Source organism: Corticibacter populi (assembly GCF_004217315.1).
Taxonomy (GTDB): Bacteria; Pseudomonadota; Gammaproteobacteria; order Burkholderiales; family Burkholderiaceae_C; genus Lampropedia; species Lampropedia populi.
The window spans coordinates 397,226-411,474 of the sequence record NZ_SGWR01000001.1; the positions used below are offsets into that span (position 1 = coordinate 397,226).

A 14,249-nucleotide genomic window follows, 5' to 3' on the forward strand; every position below is an offset into this window, starting at 1 on the left:
ATTGAGCAGCAAAGACACGACAACAAACAAGCGGCGGGCCGCGCGGCCGTTGCACTGGCTGTTGGCAGCCTGTCTGGCCACGGCATTGGCGGCATGCCAGACACATGCCGTCAAGCCGATCGGCTCGTTGACGGCGGCGCAGGTCGCGGCGCTGACTGAACAAGGGTTCGTGGCCGTGGGCGACGATGGCATGCAGCTGAACCTGTCCGGGCGCATCCTGTTTGCGCTCGACTCGGCACGGGTCGAGGCCGAGACGCGCGAGCACATCGCCAAGGTCGCCCGGACATTGCTCGGACTGGGCATCCAGACCGTGCGGCTCGACGGCCACACCGACAATCTGGGGGCGCCCGAGTACAACCAGTCCCTGTCGCTGCGGCGCGCGCAGACCGTGGCCGACCTGATGGCTGATGCGGGGTTCCCGCGCGAAGGCATCGGCATCCGCGGGCTGGGACAGACCGTGCCGGTGGCTGACAACGCGACCGAAGAGGGCCGCAGCCAGAATCGCCGCGTCTCGGTGGTGGTCGGCAGCTTCTATTGAAAGCCGGGTCAGGTTCTGCAGAAGACCATGCAGAACCTGGATTGCGAGACGCGGCAGGGGGGCTTATTGCAGCGGCATCTCGCCGCCCAGCGCTTCGATCAGCTGCGGTAACAGCAGGCGCAACTCGCCGGTGGTGAGCGCCACGTCGGCATCGAAGTGGTCGTCGCCGTCGCTCTTGCCTTCGAACACGGCATCCGAGAACGCCAGCTTCTTGACCTGCAGCGCCTCGGTCAGCACGAAACTGGCGCGATCACTCCAGCCCATGCCCAGGCGCGTGGGGCGCTTGCCGGCCTGGATGTGCTGGCGGATTTCCTCGATCTCCAGTGCGTGGCGTGCATAGCGGACGGCGGCGCGCGTCTCATCGGCAGCCTTGAGTTCACACTCGTCGGCCAGTGAGAAGGCGCCGGGCGCGGCCTGTTCGCTGAGCCAATCGGCCATCGCGGCTGCAGGCGTCTGCTCGGTCTGCAGCAGGCGTGGCGCGAAACCCGGCAATTGCTCGACCAGTGCGGTGATGATCTCGTCGGCGCGGCCCTGGCTGCCGGCATCGAGGACCAGCCAGTGACCGGCCTGGTCGATCCACACCCAGGTGCCCTGGCGCTTGGTGAAGGCCATGGGCAGCAGTTCCAGACGCGCCTCGTCCTTGAGATCACGGCGCTCCTTCTTGCCGGGCTTGCGGCCACTCTCGGCCTCGATGCGCTGGACCTTCTCGTCGACCTTGCTCTCGACCACCGAGGCCGGCAGGATCTTGGTCTCGGTGGCGAAGCGCAGAATCCATTGCCCGTCGATGGACTCGACCAGCGGGCCGTGCGCATCGCCACGCGGAGGCACCCAGCCGGAGGATTTTTCCTGCGTGGCCGAGCAGGGAATGAAGGGATTTTTCGCGAGGGCGCCTTCGGCGTCCGTCAGGTCGGCCTGCCAGTTCTCGGGCAGGCGGTAGATCAGCAGGTTTTTGAACACAGGTTATTCCAGATCGGGGTCACAGTGGCGCATGGGTGGTGCCAATGGGGCTGAAGAGATCGATGCGATCGGTGATGATGCCATCGGTGCCAAGGTCCTTGAGGCGCTGGGCATGCTCGGCCTCGTTGACCGTGTAACTGAGCGCCCGCAACAACCGCCCATGGCATTGCTGCACGCGTTCGGGCGTCCACAGCAACTGGTTGCAGACGAGCGCGGCGCAGCCGAGCTCGCCAGCGAGGGCCAGGCTGCCATCACTCCACTCGTCCATCAGCAGGGCTCGGGTCTGCGCAGGCACGGCCTGCCGGGCGGCGGCGAGGGCCTGCGGCTTGAAGGAGGAAAGCAGCGGCGGCGGCAGCGTGTCTGGCCATATTTGCGCCACCAGCTCGGCCACGGCGCGGCCGGTCTCGGATTCGGCACCAGGGCTGGGCTTGATCTCGATATTGATGGCGTAATGGTTGCGGATGCACCAGTGCAGCAGGTTGCGCAGCGTGGGCAGTGGCTCGCCGGCCCATCGGCGGGAATGCCAGGAGCCGGCGTCCAACTGGGCGAGTGTCCCCCAATCCTGCTCGGCGGCGATGCCCTCGCCATTGGTGGTACGTGCCAGCTCGGTGTCGTGCATCAGGAACAGCACGCCATCGCGGCTGAGCTTGGCGTCGCACTCGAACATGCGGTAGCCAAAGTGGGCGCCATGGCGAAAGGCCGCCATGGTGTTCTCGGGCGCGAGCTTGCCGGCACCGCGGTGCGCAACCCAGAACGGGTACGGCCATTCGGTCCATTCCGGGCGCGTCGCGCTGTGATGGGGGTTTGTCATGGTGTATGCGTGTGGATGATGGGCCTTGCATGGCCTCCGTGCAGTCGAAGCGGCTGCGCTGTGTCCGCCTGGCGCCCTGCACGCGGCAGACAGCCGCAGCCATGGTCCGTGTGCGGTGCAGTGCGTTCAGCGCGGGGGCGCTTTGGTTTCGCCGGGCGGCGGCGGTTGCGATTGTGCACCGCTTTCTGTGCCGCTTTCAGCACCGCCGGTATCGAGATTGGCATCTGTCGCTGGCGCTGCCTGCATGTCGTCAGGCTCTGGGGCCGGCGCCGAGTCATCGGTGCCGCCTTCGTCACGATCCGCATCGGTTGGCTGGTCGCCCTCGGATGGTGGCTCGTCGTCCTCTTCCGGCGCTTCCTGCGGCACGGCCAGCGCCAGCATGCTGATGCTGTGCGGCACGTCCTCGCCACGCTGGCGCGCGCGGAACAGCGCGGCGCGCATCAGGAAGATGGTGGTGACCGGCGTGGTGATCGAGATGAACAGGCCGATCAGCATGATGTTGATGGCCGGGCTGCCGCGCTGCACCGAGAAATGCACGATGGCGGCAATCATCACGCACCAGATGCCGACCGTGGTGATCACGGCGGGCGCGTGCACGCGCGCGAAAAAGGAATTGAGGCGCAGCAGGCCGGAGGCCGCCAGCAGCGCGATCAGGCCGCTGAGGATGGCAAAGACGGCCACTGTGATCTCGGCCCAGAGGGGCAGGTGAATGGTGCCGGGCATCACTCGATGACCTCCCCGCGCAGCAGGAACTTGGCCATGGCCGTGGTACTGACGAAACCGAGCAGCGCGATTAGCAGCGCCGCCTCGAAGTAGGCCCCGCTGTCGTAATAGATCGACAGGGTCAGCATCACGAACATGCTCAGCGCATAGATGCAGTCCAGTGCCATCACACGATCCTGGGCACTGGGTCCGATCAGCAGGCGCAGCGTCGCCATCAACATGGCCAGTGCCAGCATGGCCAGGGAAATGGGCAAGGCCCAGGCAAGGATTTGTCCGCTCATTCAAAAATCTCCATGAGGGGGCGCTCGTAGCGCTCCTTGACGGTCCGGATCACCTTCTCCGGTTCCACCTTGCCATCGAGCACATGCAGCAGCAGGGTGCTGCGATCCATCGACAGCTCGCCCCAGGCATTACCCGGGGTGATGCAGGTGATCAGCGCCAGCACGGCCAGGCCGTTGGGGTCGCGCAACTCCAATGGCACGTGGACGAACTCCGACGTGTCTTCGTTGCCTACACGGCGTAGCAGAACCTTCATCACCGCCCAGCCCGAGTGCCAGGCATCGATGGTGACGACCGCGAACAGGCGCAGGATGACCAAGGGCCGGCGCACGCGCACATAACGTGGCCGCAGCTTGGCACTGAAGATGGGCACACCGAAGCCGAGTATGGCCGCCAGCACCATGTTGGCCAGCGAATAGCTTTGCGTCATCATCAACCACATGCCGAACAGCATGACGGACAGCAGCGGCCCCGGGAAAATCCTGCGCAGCCAGGTCTTCAAGTTTCTTTGCAGCCGTTTTCTCATGGTTGCGCCTCCGCGGCTTCGCCTTCTGCCGGCATGCTGTCGGGAAGCTGCTGAGTGGGGTAGGGGACCGGCCGGGTCGAGAGGACCGAGTTGACGTAGTCGTCCGGCGCATACAGGCCATTGGCGGTGGTCTGCATGTAGCGCATGATGTTGTCTGCGTTCACCGTCAGCGCCACGCAACTGCCCAGCAGGATCACCAGCGGGATACCCTCGACGATGCGCACCGTTGGCGGAGTGCGGTCGTGCGAGGCCCAGAAGTGCCGAATGCCCGCGCGCGAAAACGCTACCAGCGCGAAGAAGCCTGAGGCAATCAGCAGGCCCAGCAGTATCCAGCCTTCGATGCCAGGCGTCTGGCCGGCCGAGGCGCCGATGCCCAGCGGGTTGAGCAGCGCGGTCAGCATCGCAAATTTGCCGAGGAAACCCGACAGCGGCGGCAGCCCTGCAATCAGCAGCGTGCAGGCCATGAAGCTCAGGCCCAGCAGCGCGACGGCGGCGGGCATGGCGCGGCCGACCAGCGCCTGCTCGCGCTCGTCGAGATTCAGCTCCTTGAAGGTGCTTCCCAGGTCGGGGGAGAGGAAAGGCGCCACGTCTTCCTCTTCATAAGGCGCATAGTCCTCGCCGTCATTGCGCCAGCGGTCCATCAGGTCGGCCAGCAGGAAGCAGGCACTGACCGCCAGCGTGGAGCTGACCATGTAGTACAGCAGGCCGGCCGTCAACAGGTTCTGACCGAAGCCGAGCGTGGCCAGCAAGGTTCCCGAGGAGACGATGGCGCTGTAGCCGGCCATGTTGCCGAGCTTCTGCGAGCTCATCACGCCCAGCGAGCCGACGGCGATCGTGGCCATGCCGCCGTAGATCAGCCATTGGCTGCCATATTGGGTGGAAATGCCGGCGTCATAGCCGAAGATCATGGTCCAAAGACGCAGGATGGCGTAGATGCCGACCTTGGTCATGACGGCGAACAAGGCCCCGGCGGGAGCCGTTGCGGCACTGTAGGCCGGCACCAGCCAGAAGTTGAGCGGCCAGACCGCGGCCTTGATCAGCACCGCCACGCCGAACACGCCTGCCGCGACATGCAGCAGCGCGCGGTCCTCCTCCAGCACGTGCGGCACGATGCGGGCCAGGTCGGCCATGTTCAGGGTGCCGGTGATGCCGTAGAACATCGAGATGCTGATCAGCAGCAGCGAGGAGGCGGCCAGGTTGATCGCAATGTAGTGCAGGCCCGCTTGCACGCGCGGGCGGCCCGAGCCATGCAGCAGCAGCCCGTAGGAGGCGGCCAGCAGGATCTCGATGAAGACGAACAGGTTGAACAGGTCGCCGGTCAGGAAGGCGCCGTTGAGGCCCATCAGCTGCAACTGGAACAGCGAGTGGAAGTTGACGCCGGCGCGGTGCCAATGGGCCGAGGCGTAGACCGATGCGGCCACGCTGAGGATGCCGGTGAGCACCAGCATCATGGCCGAGAGCCGGTCCAGTGCCAGCACGATGCCGAAAGGCGCTGGCCAGTTGCCGGCGAGGTACACGCCCATCGAGGTGGGGGCGGCCTGCTGGTGGGTCCACCGCATCAGGAAGATGGCGATGCCGAGGCCGGCGATGCTGCCGAAGATGTTCAGCAGCATCTTGACGCGCTGGCGATCCTCCTTGAGAAACAGGATGATGGCCGCCGTGAGCATTGGCAGCAGGATCGGCGCCAGCATCAGGTGCGGCATGAGCGAGCTGAGCCAGGTGGTCATGATGCCTCGTTCTTTTCGGCCGAGCGGCTGCCATCGACGTGGTCGGTACCCGACATGCCGCGCAGTGCCAGCAGCACCACCAAGAACAGCGCGGTGGTGGCAAAGCCGATGACGATGGCCGTCAGCACCAGCGCCTGCGGCAGTGGATCGGCATAGTGCATCAGGTCCTGCGGCAGACCGGGCTTGAGCACGGGCTCCTTGTCGACGGCCAGCCCCAGGCGGCCCATCGAGAAGATGAAGAGGTTGACGGCATAGCCGAGCAGCGCCAGACCAATGATGATCTGAAAGGTGCGTGGCCGCAGCAGCAGCCAGACGCCGGCTCCGGTCATCACACCGATGGCGATGGCAAGCACTATTTCCATGGGCTTCCTTCGGTGTTGGAGTGAACGTTGAATCGGGCCACCGCCTCATAGGCGGCGCGGGCCCGCGCATAGTTGCTGGCGGCAGCTTCCTTGGCCTCGGCCTCTTCCTCGAGCTTGCGTGCGTGGTAGCGGTGTCCGCGCACCGATTGGTGAGCCAGTGCGGTGAGGATCAGCAGGGTCGAGCCGACCACCACGGTGAACACGCCCAGATCGAAGAACATCGCGCTGGCCACGTGGATCTCGCCCAGGTAAGGCAGCGTGAAGTGGGCCGTGTGCGTGGTCATGAACGGGTAGCCCAGGTACATCGAGCCGGCTCCGGTGGCGATGGCGCAGATCAGCCCGAAGCCGATCCAGCGGCGTGGATAGAGCGCGAGATTGGCCTCCACCCACTGGGTGCCCGAGACGATGTACTGCAGCAGCAGGCCCAGCGAGAAAACCAGCCCGGCGACGAAGCCTCCACCGGGCTCGTTGTGCCCGCGCATGAAGAGGTAGATCGCCACCAGCGTGGTGATGGGCAGCAGCAGGCGCACCAGCACCGCCGGCACCGTCAGGTAGCCGATGGCAGTATCCTTGGCCTGGCGGGGGTTGAAGAGGTCGGTGATCAGATCCTTGGGCAGCACGCGCTGCTGCATCGGCAGGTCCATGGTTTCACGGGCCGGGCGGAAGCGCCGCAGCAGCGCGTATACCGTCAGCGCCACGATGCCCAGGACCACGATCTCGCCAAAAGTGTCGAAGGCGCGGAAGTCCACCAGCATCACATTGACCACGTTGGTGCCGCCACCCTCGGTGTAGGCGCGCTCGAGGAAGAAGGTCGAGGTACTCTGCGGGAATGGCCGGCTGAGCATGGCGATCGACAGCAGCGTGATGCCGACGCCGGCCACCACTGCAATGATCAGGTCGCGCGCACGGCGTGCCTGCGCCATGCTGTGGTCCATCGACCAGGAGGGCAGGCGGATGGACTTGTCGCGCTGCGGCAGCCAGCGCAGACCCAGCAGCAACAGGATGGTGGTAACGATCTCCACTGCCAGTTGCGTCAGGCCCAGGTCGGGTGCCGAGAACCACAGGAAGGTGATGCACACGCACAGGCCGGTCGCGCCCAGCATCACCATGGCGGCCAGGCGGTGGAACTTGGCCTGCCAGGCCGCCGCGATGGCACAGATGCCGCCGATCAGCCACAGGATCGCAAAGGCCGGCGAGAGCGTCTGCGTCGGCCGGTCACCGATGTTCAGACCGCCATACCAGAGCGGCACTGCCACCGCCCCGAAGGTCGCGATGACCAGCCAGAACATCTGCCACTGCAGCCGGCGGGTGGTCAGCAGCACGCGCAGGAAGCGCGAGAACAGCGTCAGCGACGCCAGCAGGTATTCGAAGATGCGCTTGCCCGTCAGCGTCCATGTGAAGGCATAGTCGACGAAGTAGTTCCTGCCACGGATGAAGCGTGCGATGACAAAGAAGATCAAGCTGCCTAGGCCCATGGCCAGCACACTCATGATGAGCGGCTTGTTGATGCCATGCCAGATGGCCAGGCTGTAGTAGGGCAGCTCGCCGCCCACCACGGGCGTGGCGGCGAGCGCCAGCACCGGGCCGACCACCAGATTCGGGGCAACGCCAACGGCCAGGCAGATCACCACCAGCAGGCCCACAGGCACGATCATCCAGATTGGCGGATCGTGCGGGGTCTTGGGCAGGTCCTTGGCGGGCTTGCCGAAGAACACGTCATAGCCGAAGCGCAGCGAGTAGATGGCGCTGAAGATGCCGAACACCACCGCCAGCAAAGGCAGGCCGGCCTGGATGTAGCCCGGCGCGTGCACCAGCACCGACTCCGAGAAGAACATCTCCTTGGAGAGGAAGCCATTGAGCAATGGCACGCCGGCCATCGCCGCGGCGGCCACCAGGGCCAATGTGGCGGTGATCGGCATCATGTGCCGCAGCCCCGAGAGGCGCCGGATGTCCCGCGTGCCGGTTTCATGGTCGACAATGCCCACCGCCATGAAGAGCGAAGCCTTGAAGGTGGCGTGGTTCATGATGTGGAAAACGGCGGCCACAGCGGCCAGTTCCCGGTTCATGCCCAGCAGCAGTGTGATCAGGCCCAGGTGAGAGATGGTCGAATACGCCAGCAGGCCTTTGAGATCATTCTGGAACATCGCCGTGTAGGCGCCGAACAGCAGGGTGGTCAGCCCCACGCCGCTGACGATCCAGAACCACTCCTCGGTGCCGCTGAGCACCGGCCAGAAGCGCGCCAATAGAAAGACGCCCGCCTTGACCATGGTGGCCGAGTGCAGGTAGGCCGACACCGGCGTTGGCGCCGCCATGGCATTGGGCAGCCAGAAATGGAACGGAAACTGTGCGCTTTTGGTGAAGGCCCCCAGCAGGACCAGAATCAGCACCGGCAGGTACAGGCTGTGGCTTCTGATCTGCGCACCGGCTGCGAGCACGTTGTCGAGGTCGTAGCTGCCGACGATGTGGCCCAGCATCAGCATGCCCGCCAGCAGGCACAGGCCGCCGGCACCGGTGACCGTGAGGGCCATGCGGGCGCCGCGACGCGCATCCTTGCGATGGTGCCAGTAGCCGATCAGCAGAAACGAGAAGATGCTGGTCAGCTCCCAGAAGAAGGCCAGCTGGATGATGTTGCCGGACATCACCACGCCCGCCATCGAACCCATGAAAGCCAGCAGGAACGAGAAGAAACGCGGCACCGGGTCCTGTGGCGACATGTAGTAGCGTGCGTACAACACCACCAGCGCGCCAATGCCATAGACCAGCAGCGCGAACATCCAGGCGAAGCCATCGAGCCGCATCGACAGGCTCAGCCCCAGTGACTGCAGCCAGGCGAATTCCTGCTCGTGAACGTCGCCACTGGCGATGGCGGGGTAATACAGGGCGAGTTGCACCGCGCAGAACACGGCGATCAGACCGGCCAGCGTGGACTCCAGATTGCGTGCATTGGAGGGCAGGACACTGGCGATGACACTGCCAATGAACGGAAGCAGAATGATGGTGCTGAGCGCAACGGGGTCCATAGGGCGGAAATTCTACGGCAAGCCCTTGTTTTCAGCGGACAAAGCCCTGCAATATCCCGTCATTTGACGCCAACTTTCAGGCATTGTCTGACAAGGCGATTTCGCCAAATTCGTGCGATTTGGCGACTTTTGATGCGGTTTCCGCCCGATTTCGGCGTGCGCCCGTCCAGCAGGGGGAGAAGTACCCTTTTTGAAAAGGGATTGTTACAAATTGTGGGTCATCCGCTTCCCGGGAAAAGGCGGCGCGGGCAGGCAAGCTTGGCCAGGCTTGCGATGGGTTGGCCCAGTGACAAAACGCAGCGGCCGCCACATGGCCGGGAGGTGATGCGAGGGATCGAAATCCGCTGCGCGGCCTGGCAAATCAGCGCCAGGTGCGGCGCTTTCGTTGATTCAGGTCGCGGCTTGGCCGCCCATTGCGCGGCGATACCACTCATGGAAGTGCTGCATGCCGTCTTCCATCGGGCTCTGGTAGGGGCCGACCTCGCTGTCGCCACGCTCGAACAGGGCGCGACGACCGGCATCCATGCGCTCGCCGATCTCGTCATCCTCGATGGCCGTTTCCATGTAGGCGGCACGTTGCGCCTCGACGAACTCGCGCTCGAAAGCGACGATTTCCTCCGGGTAGTAGAACTCCACCACGTTCATGGTCTTGTCCACGCTGATCGGGTGCAGCGTCGAGACCGTTAGTACGTGCGGATACCACTCGACCATGATGTGCGGGTAATACGTCAGCCAGATCGCACCGTGCTCGGGCAGGCGGCCCTCGTTGTAGCCAAGCAGCACATCGTGCCAGCGCTTGTAGATATCGCTGCCCGATTGCTTGAGCGCATTGGCGATGCCGACGGTCTGTACCGAGTAATCCCTGCCGAACTCCCAGCGCAGGTCATCGCAGGTAACGAAGTTGCCCAAACCCGGGTGGAATGGACCGACGTGATAGTCCTCCAGATAGACCTCGATGAAGGTCTTCCAGTTGTAGTTGCACTCGTGCATCTCGACGTGATCGAGCGCAAATCCCTCGAAACTCAGCGCCGCGCGGGGGCCCATGCCGGCCAGATCGGCGACGATGTCGCGGCCGTTGTCTTCGAACAGCAGGCCATTCCATTCGCGCAGGCCATACTGGTTGAGGTTCAGGCAGGGGTCTTGCGGGAAGTGCGGCGCGCCCAGCAGCTCGCCGGCCTCGCTGTAGGTCCAGCGGTGCAGAGGGCAGACGATGTTGCCACCCGCGCTGCCCTTTTGCACCTCCAGCAGATTGCCGCGGCCACCCAGCATGATGGCCTGGCGGTGGCGGCAGACATTGGAGATGAGCTTGATGCTGCCATCGCGCTGGCGCACCAGTGCGCGGCCCTGCCGCTCCTGCGGCAGGGCATAGTAATCGCCGACTTCGGGGACGGCCAGTTGGTGCCCCACATAGCGGGGCCCGGCCTGGAAGAGGATTTCCAGCTCGCGTTGGAACAACGCTTCATCGAAGTAACTGGGAACTGGAAGTTGGCTTGTGGCCGGCTGCAGTTGAAGACTTAAATCAGACATGGTTATCCTGACCTAAAGACCCCCCACAGGGGCGCGCGCTGGCGCAGATGGGAAAGATGGAAAAAGACAAAGCCGGCCTGATGCATGGGCACCGCCGGCTGACTACGGTTGGCAATTCTACCAGTGCTGTGCCGGGCGGGGTTAATTCCGAGCGGTCGCAGCGAGTATTGGGCCGCTTTCGTCCACCATCGACCGTACCCGCAAGGGCCGGTTTCACCTTGCCTTAGAATCGGCAGGCCCGGCGTGACCGGAGCCTGCGCCTTTTCGGGGGAAACGCGAGGGCAGACCTGCTGCCCGTGTTGGTCTGTTTGCATGCCGAGCGAGGCATGGCCGCGCATTCCCGCGTTTTCCGCGATTGATTCATTCACGCCATCGATTGGCATCTTGCCGGTGCCATGCGGCGCCACCCACTTTTTCAACACATGTCCGCCAAACCAAAGAAAAGCTCGCCCGGTCAGCCCGCCAGCTATGAGGATGCGATGCAGGAGCTGGAGCAATTGCTGATCCAGATCGAGTCGGGTGGCCTGCCACTGGAGCAACTGCTCAATGGCTACCAGCGCGGCGCGGAATTGCTGGCATTTTGCCGCACACGCCTTCAGGCAGTGCAGGAGCAGATTCAGGTGCTCGAAGGCGAGGCCGTGGTGCCGCTCAAGGAGGCGCCCTGAGCCCTGGCCCGTGCCTTTGGCGCTTCGCCTGACCTGGCAAGGGCGGGTTGCCACGAACCACCGAAAGTGATCTCCGGAAAGAAACCCCCACGTGTCGCAAGTACCTCCCTCCATCGCTGACCACGCCGAAACCTTCGAGACGTGGATGCGTCGCCATCTGGCGCTGCTCGAACAGGCGCTCGATGCCTTTGTCGCGCCGGGCGCACCGCCTGATCTGGCGGCGGCCATGCGGTATGGAGTGCTGGGTGGCGGCAAGCGCCTGCGGGCCCTGTTGGTGCTGGCAGGCCAGCAGTGTGTTGCCGCCGCCACGCCGGATGGACTGGCTGGACAGGAGCTGGCCTTGCGCGCGGGCTGCGCCGTCGAACTCATCCATGCCTATTCGCTGATCCACGATGACATGCCCTGCATGGACAACGACGTGCTGCGGCGTGGCAAGCCCACCGTGCATGTGCAGTTTGGCGAGGCAGCCGCCTTGCTCGCAGGCGATGCCATGCAGGCGCTGGCCTTCGAGCTGCTGACGCCAGGTGCCGTGGAGCACGATGGTGAACCGGCTGGCCCGCATTCGACCATGGATGCGGCGCTGGTCATTCAGGCGCGCCTCTGCGCGACGCTCGCTCGCGCTGCGGGCCCTTGCGGCATGGCGGGCGGGCAAGCCATCGATCTGGCTCATGTGGGCAAACCCATGGCCGCCGATGCGCTGCGCCGTATGCACCGCCTCAAGACCGGCGCGCTGCTGCAGGCGAGCGTGGTGCTGGGCGCGCAATGCGTGCCACAGGCCAGTGCGCAGGCTCTGACCGCGCTGAGTCAGTATGGCAGCGCCATTGGCCTGGCCTTCCAGGTGGTGGACGACGTGCTCGACGCCACCGCCGACTCGGCCACGCTGGGCAAGACCGCCGGCAAGGACGCCGCCGACGAGAAACCCACCTACGTCTCGCTGATGGGTGTCGAGGCTGCGCAGGCCTATGCAGGGCAATTGCACGCCGAGGCGCTGGCCGCGCTGGCGGCCAGCGGACTGGCGGACACCCGCCTGCTCGGCGGTCTGGCCGATCTGGTGGTGCGGCGCCGGCATTGACATCGCGTTGGCTTGCGCCAGATCGACCTGCGCAAATGGTCCGCCTCCGACAGGCCGGCGGCCACGACTGAAGTACAGTAGAAGCACCATGACGACAAACGGCAACGCCTCCGATTCCTATCCGATCCTCCGCCTGGTGGAAAGCCCGGCGGACCTGCGCAAGCTGCCGCGCGAGCAGTTGCGGCCGCTGGCCGACCAGTTGCGCAGCTTTTTGCTGCACAGTGTGGCGCAGACCGGCGGCCACCTCAGTTCCAATCTCGGTACGGTGGAGCTGACGGTGGCGCTGCACTACGTTTTCAACACCCCCGATGACCGGCTGGTCTGGGACGTCGGGCACCAGACCTACCCGCACAAGATCCTCACCGGCCGGCGCGAACGCATGGCCACGTTGCGCCAGTTCGGCGGTATCTCGGGTTTTCCGCTGCGCAGCGAGAGCGCGTACGACACCTTCGGCACCGCGCATTCCAGCACCAGCATCTCCGCGGCTTTCGGCATGGCACAGGCCGCGCGCCTCAAGGACGAGGACCGTTGGTCGGTCGCCATCATCGGCGATGGCGCCATGACCGCCGGCATGGCCTTCGAGGCACTCAACAACGCCGGTGTGGCCGAGGACGGCAGGCTGCTGGTCATCCTCAATGACAACGACATGAGCATCAGCCCTCCGGTTGGGGCGCTCAACCGCTACCTGGCGCAGTTGATGAGTGGCCAGTTCTACGCGGCGGCCAAGAATGTCGGCAAATCGGTGCTCAAGCCGGTGCCGCCGCTCTTCGAGCTGGCCAAGCGCTTCGAGCAGCATGCCAAGGGCATGGTGGTGCCGGCCACGCTGTTCGAGAAGTTCGGTTTCAATTACATCGGCCCGATCGATGGTCACGACCTCGAATCGCTGATCCCCACGCTGGAGAACATCCGCAACCTCAAGGGTCCGCAGTTCCTGCACGTGGTCACGAAGAAGGGGCAGGGCTACCGGCTGGCCGAGGCCGACCCGGTCGCCTACCACGGTCCTTCGAAGTTCGATCCGGCCGTCGGCATCACCAAGCCGGCCGCGCCGCCGCGCCGCACCTTCACGCAGGTGTTCGGGCAATGGCTGTGCGACATGGCGGCCGAAGATGAGCGGCTGGTGGGCATCACTCCAGCGATGCGCGAGGGCTCGGGCATGGTCGAGTTCCACCGGCGCTTTCCCGATCGCTATTTCGACGTCGGCATTGCCGAGCAGCATGCCGTGACCTTTGCCGCGGGCCTGGCCACCGAAGGCCTCAAGCCGGTGGTGGCGATCTACTCCACCTTCTTGCAGCGCGGTTATGACCAGTTGATTCATGATGTGGCGCTGCAGAACCTGCCGGTGGTGTTTGCACTCGACCGCGCCGGCCTGGTCGGCGCAGACGGCGCGACCCACGCCGGTGCCTATGACATCGCCTATGTGCGTTGCATTCCGAACATGAGCATGGCCTGTCCCGCCGATGAACGCGAGTGCCGCCAGTTGCTGTCGAGCGCCTACGCGCAGCAGCACCCGGTCTGCGTGCGTTATCCGCGCGGCGCCGGCGTGGGCGAGGAGCCGCTGGCCGATCTGGTGCCGCTGCCGTTCGGCAAGGGCGAGTTGCGCCGCCAGGCCCAGGCCGCACCCGCGGGACAGCGGGTTGCGGTGCTGGCTTTCGGCACGCTGCTGTATCCGGCGCTGCAGGCCGCCGAGGCGCTGGACCTCTCGGTGGTCAACATGCGCTGGGCCAAGCCGCTCGACGAGGACTTGCTGCGTGAGGTGGCCTTGGCACACGACGCGCTGGTGACTCTGGAAGAGGGCTGTGTGATGGGCGGCGCCGGCAGCGCGGTGCTCGAGTCCCTGCAGCGTCTGCAACTGCAGCGGCCCGTGCTGCAGCTGGGTTTGCCCGATGCCTTCATCCCGCACGGCGATCCGGCCAGGCTGCTGGCTCTGCAAGGCCTCGATGCCGAGGGCATCGAGCGGCAGATCCGCGCGCGCTTTGGCTTCTGGCCAGGGACCGCTGCGGTGCAGGCATAGACCATACCGGCCCGGATGGAGCGTTCCTCAA

General features: G+C 65.0%; 13 protein-coding genes. 4 read left to right on the forward strand and 9 right to left on the reverse strand.

From position 1 onward, the window contains the following. The first annotated feature begins 1 nt into the window (after position 1). Positions 2-538, forward strand: coding sequence for an outer membrane lipoprotein YfiB (gene yfiB / locus EV687_RS01710; RefSeq protein ID WP_207226360.1), 537 nt, complete (start codon positions 2-4; stop codon positions 536-538). 63 nt (positions 539-601) lie between these two features. Here yfiB and EV687_RS01715 read toward each other — a convergent pair whose 3' ends face one another. The 9 genes from EV687_RS01715 to EV687_RS01755 form a co-directional block, all read right to left on the reverse strand. Continuing rightward, positions 602-1,495 carry a recombination-associated protein RdgC gene (locus EV687_RS01715; RefSeq protein ID WP_122226160.1) on the reverse strand — a complete coding sequence of 298 codons (894 nt, stop codon included), beginning with the start codon at positions 1,493-1,495 and terminating at the stop codon, positions 602-604. Between the two features lie 19 nt (positions 1,496-1,514). Beyond that, positions 1,515-2,306, reverse strand: coding sequence for a glycerophosphodiester phosphodiesterase (gene ugpQ, locus EV687_RS01720; RefSeq protein WP_122226161.1), 792 nt, complete (start codon positions 2,304-2,306; stop codon positions 1,515-1,517). A gap of 126 nt (positions 2,307-2,432) precedes the next feature. Further along, positions 2,433-3,029, reverse strand: coding sequence for a cation:proton antiporter (locus EV687_RS19320; RefSeq protein WP_122226162.1), 597 nt, complete (start codon positions 3,027-3,029; stop codon positions 2,433-2,435). Continuing rightward, positions 3,029-3,310, reverse strand: a complete 282-nt coding sequence (locus tag EV687_RS01730; protein WP_122226163.1) for a K+/H+ antiporter subunit F — start codon at positions 3,308-3,310, stop codon at positions 3,029-3,031. The genes EV687_RS19320 and EV687_RS01730 overlap by 1 nt, the downstream gene beginning before the upstream one ends. Then, positions 3,307-3,810: a Na+/H+ antiporter subunit E gene (locus EV687_RS01735; protein ID WP_341273242.1), complete on the reverse strand. Its 504-nt coding sequence runs from the start codon at positions 3,808-3,810 to the stop codon at positions 3,307-3,309. The genes EV687_RS01730 and EV687_RS01735 overlap by 4 nt, the downstream gene beginning before the upstream one ends. Positions 3,811-3,830: 20 nt before the next feature. Then, positions 3,831-5,561 carry a monovalent cation/H+ antiporter subunit D gene (locus tag EV687_RS01740; RefSeq protein ID WP_122226165.1) on the reverse strand — a complete coding sequence of 577 codons (1,731 nt, stop codon included), beginning with the start codon at positions 5,559-5,561 and terminating at the stop codon, positions 3,831-3,833. Beyond that, positions 5,558-5,923, reverse strand: a complete 366-nt coding sequence (locus EV687_RS01745; protein ID WP_122226166.1) for a Na+/H+ antiporter subunit C — start codon at positions 5,921-5,923, stop codon at positions 5,558-5,560. The genes EV687_RS01740 and EV687_RS01745 overlap by 4 nt, the downstream gene beginning before the upstream one ends. Beyond that, entirely contained in the window at positions 5,914-8,943 is a 3,030-nt protein-coding gene (locus EV687_RS01750) for a monovalent cation/H+ antiporter subunit A (RefSeq protein ID WP_122226167.1), read from the reverse strand. The genes EV687_RS01745 and EV687_RS01750 overlap by 10 nt, the downstream gene beginning before the upstream one ends. Before the next feature lie 390 nt (positions 8,944-9,333). Then, positions 9,334-10,470 carry an aromatic ring-hydroxylating oxygenase subunit alpha gene (locus EV687_RS01755; protein ID WP_122226168.1) on the reverse strand — a complete coding sequence of 379 codons (1,137 nt, stop codon included), beginning with the start codon at positions 10,468-10,470 and terminating at the stop codon, positions 9,334-9,336. 422 nt (positions 10,471-10,892) lie between these two features. On the opposite strand from EV687_RS01755, the gene xseB reads away from it, so the two are divergent. The 3 genes from xseB to dxs all read left to right on the forward strand — a co-directional run bounded on the left by xseB (position 10,893) and on the right by dxs (position 14,218). Beyond that, positions 10,893-11,135, forward strand: a complete 243-nt coding sequence (xseB, locus tag EV687_RS01760) for an exodeoxyribonuclease VII small subunit (protein WP_122226169.1) — start codon at positions 10,893-10,895, stop codon at positions 11,133-11,135. A gap of 145 nt (positions 11,136-11,280) precedes the next feature. Further along, on the forward strand, positions 11,281-12,207 hold the full coding sequence (locus EV687_RS01765; RefSeq protein WP_122226170.1) for a polyprenyl synthetase family protein: 927 nt from the start codon (positions 11,281-11,283) through the stop codon (positions 12,205-12,207). Between the two features lie 88 nt (positions 12,208-12,295). Further along, positions 12,296-14,218, forward strand: a complete 1,923-nt coding sequence (dxs, locus tag EV687_RS01770; protein WP_122226171.1) for a 1-deoxy-D-xylulose-5-phosphate synthase — start codon at positions 12,296-12,298, stop codon at positions 14,216-14,218. Positions 14,219-14,249 lie beyond the last annotated feature (31 nt).

Excerpts from the sequence above, each read along its gene's own strand:
- ugpQ (WP_122226161.1), bottom strand. The coding sequence starts at position 2,306 with ATGACAAACCCCCATCACAGCGCGACGCGCCCGGAATGGACCGAATGG.
- EV687_RS19320 (WP_122226162.1), bottom strand. The coding sequence starts at position 3,029 with ATGCCCGGCACCATTCACCTGCCCCTCTGGGCCGAGATCACAGTGGCC.
- EV687_RS01730 (WP_122226163.1), bottom strand. The coding sequence starts at position 3,310 with ATGAGCGGACAAATCCTTGCCTGGGCCTTGCCCATTTCCCTGGCCATG.
- EV687_RS01740 (WP_122226165.1), bottom strand. The coding sequence starts at position 5,561 with ATGACCACCTGGCTCAGCTCGCTCATGCCGCACCTGATGCTGGCGCCG.
- EV687_RS01745 (WP_122226166.1), bottom strand. The coding sequence starts at position 5,923 with ATGGAAATAGTGCTTGCCATCGCCATCGGTGTGATGACCGGAGCCGGC.
- EV687_RS01750 (WP_122226167.1), bottom strand. The coding sequence starts at position 8,943 with ATGGACCCCGTTGCGCTCAGCACCATCATTCTGCTTCCGTTCATTGGC.
- EV687_RS01755 (WP_122226168.1), bottom strand. The coding sequence starts at position 10,470 with ATGTCTGATTTAAGTCTTCAACTGCAGCCGGCCACAAGCCAACTTCCA.
- xseB (WP_122226169.1), top strand. The coding sequence starts at position 10,893 with ATGTCCGCCAAACCAAAGAAAAGCTCGCCCGGTCAGCCCGCCAGCTAT.
- EV687_RS01765 (WP_122226170.1), top strand. The coding sequence starts at position 11,281 with ATGCGTCGCCATCTGGCGCTGCTCGAACAGGCGCTCGATGCCTTTGTC.
- dxs (WP_122226171.1), top strand. The coding sequence starts at position 12,296 with ATGACGACAAACGGCAACGCCTCCGATTCCTATCCGATCCTCCGCCTG.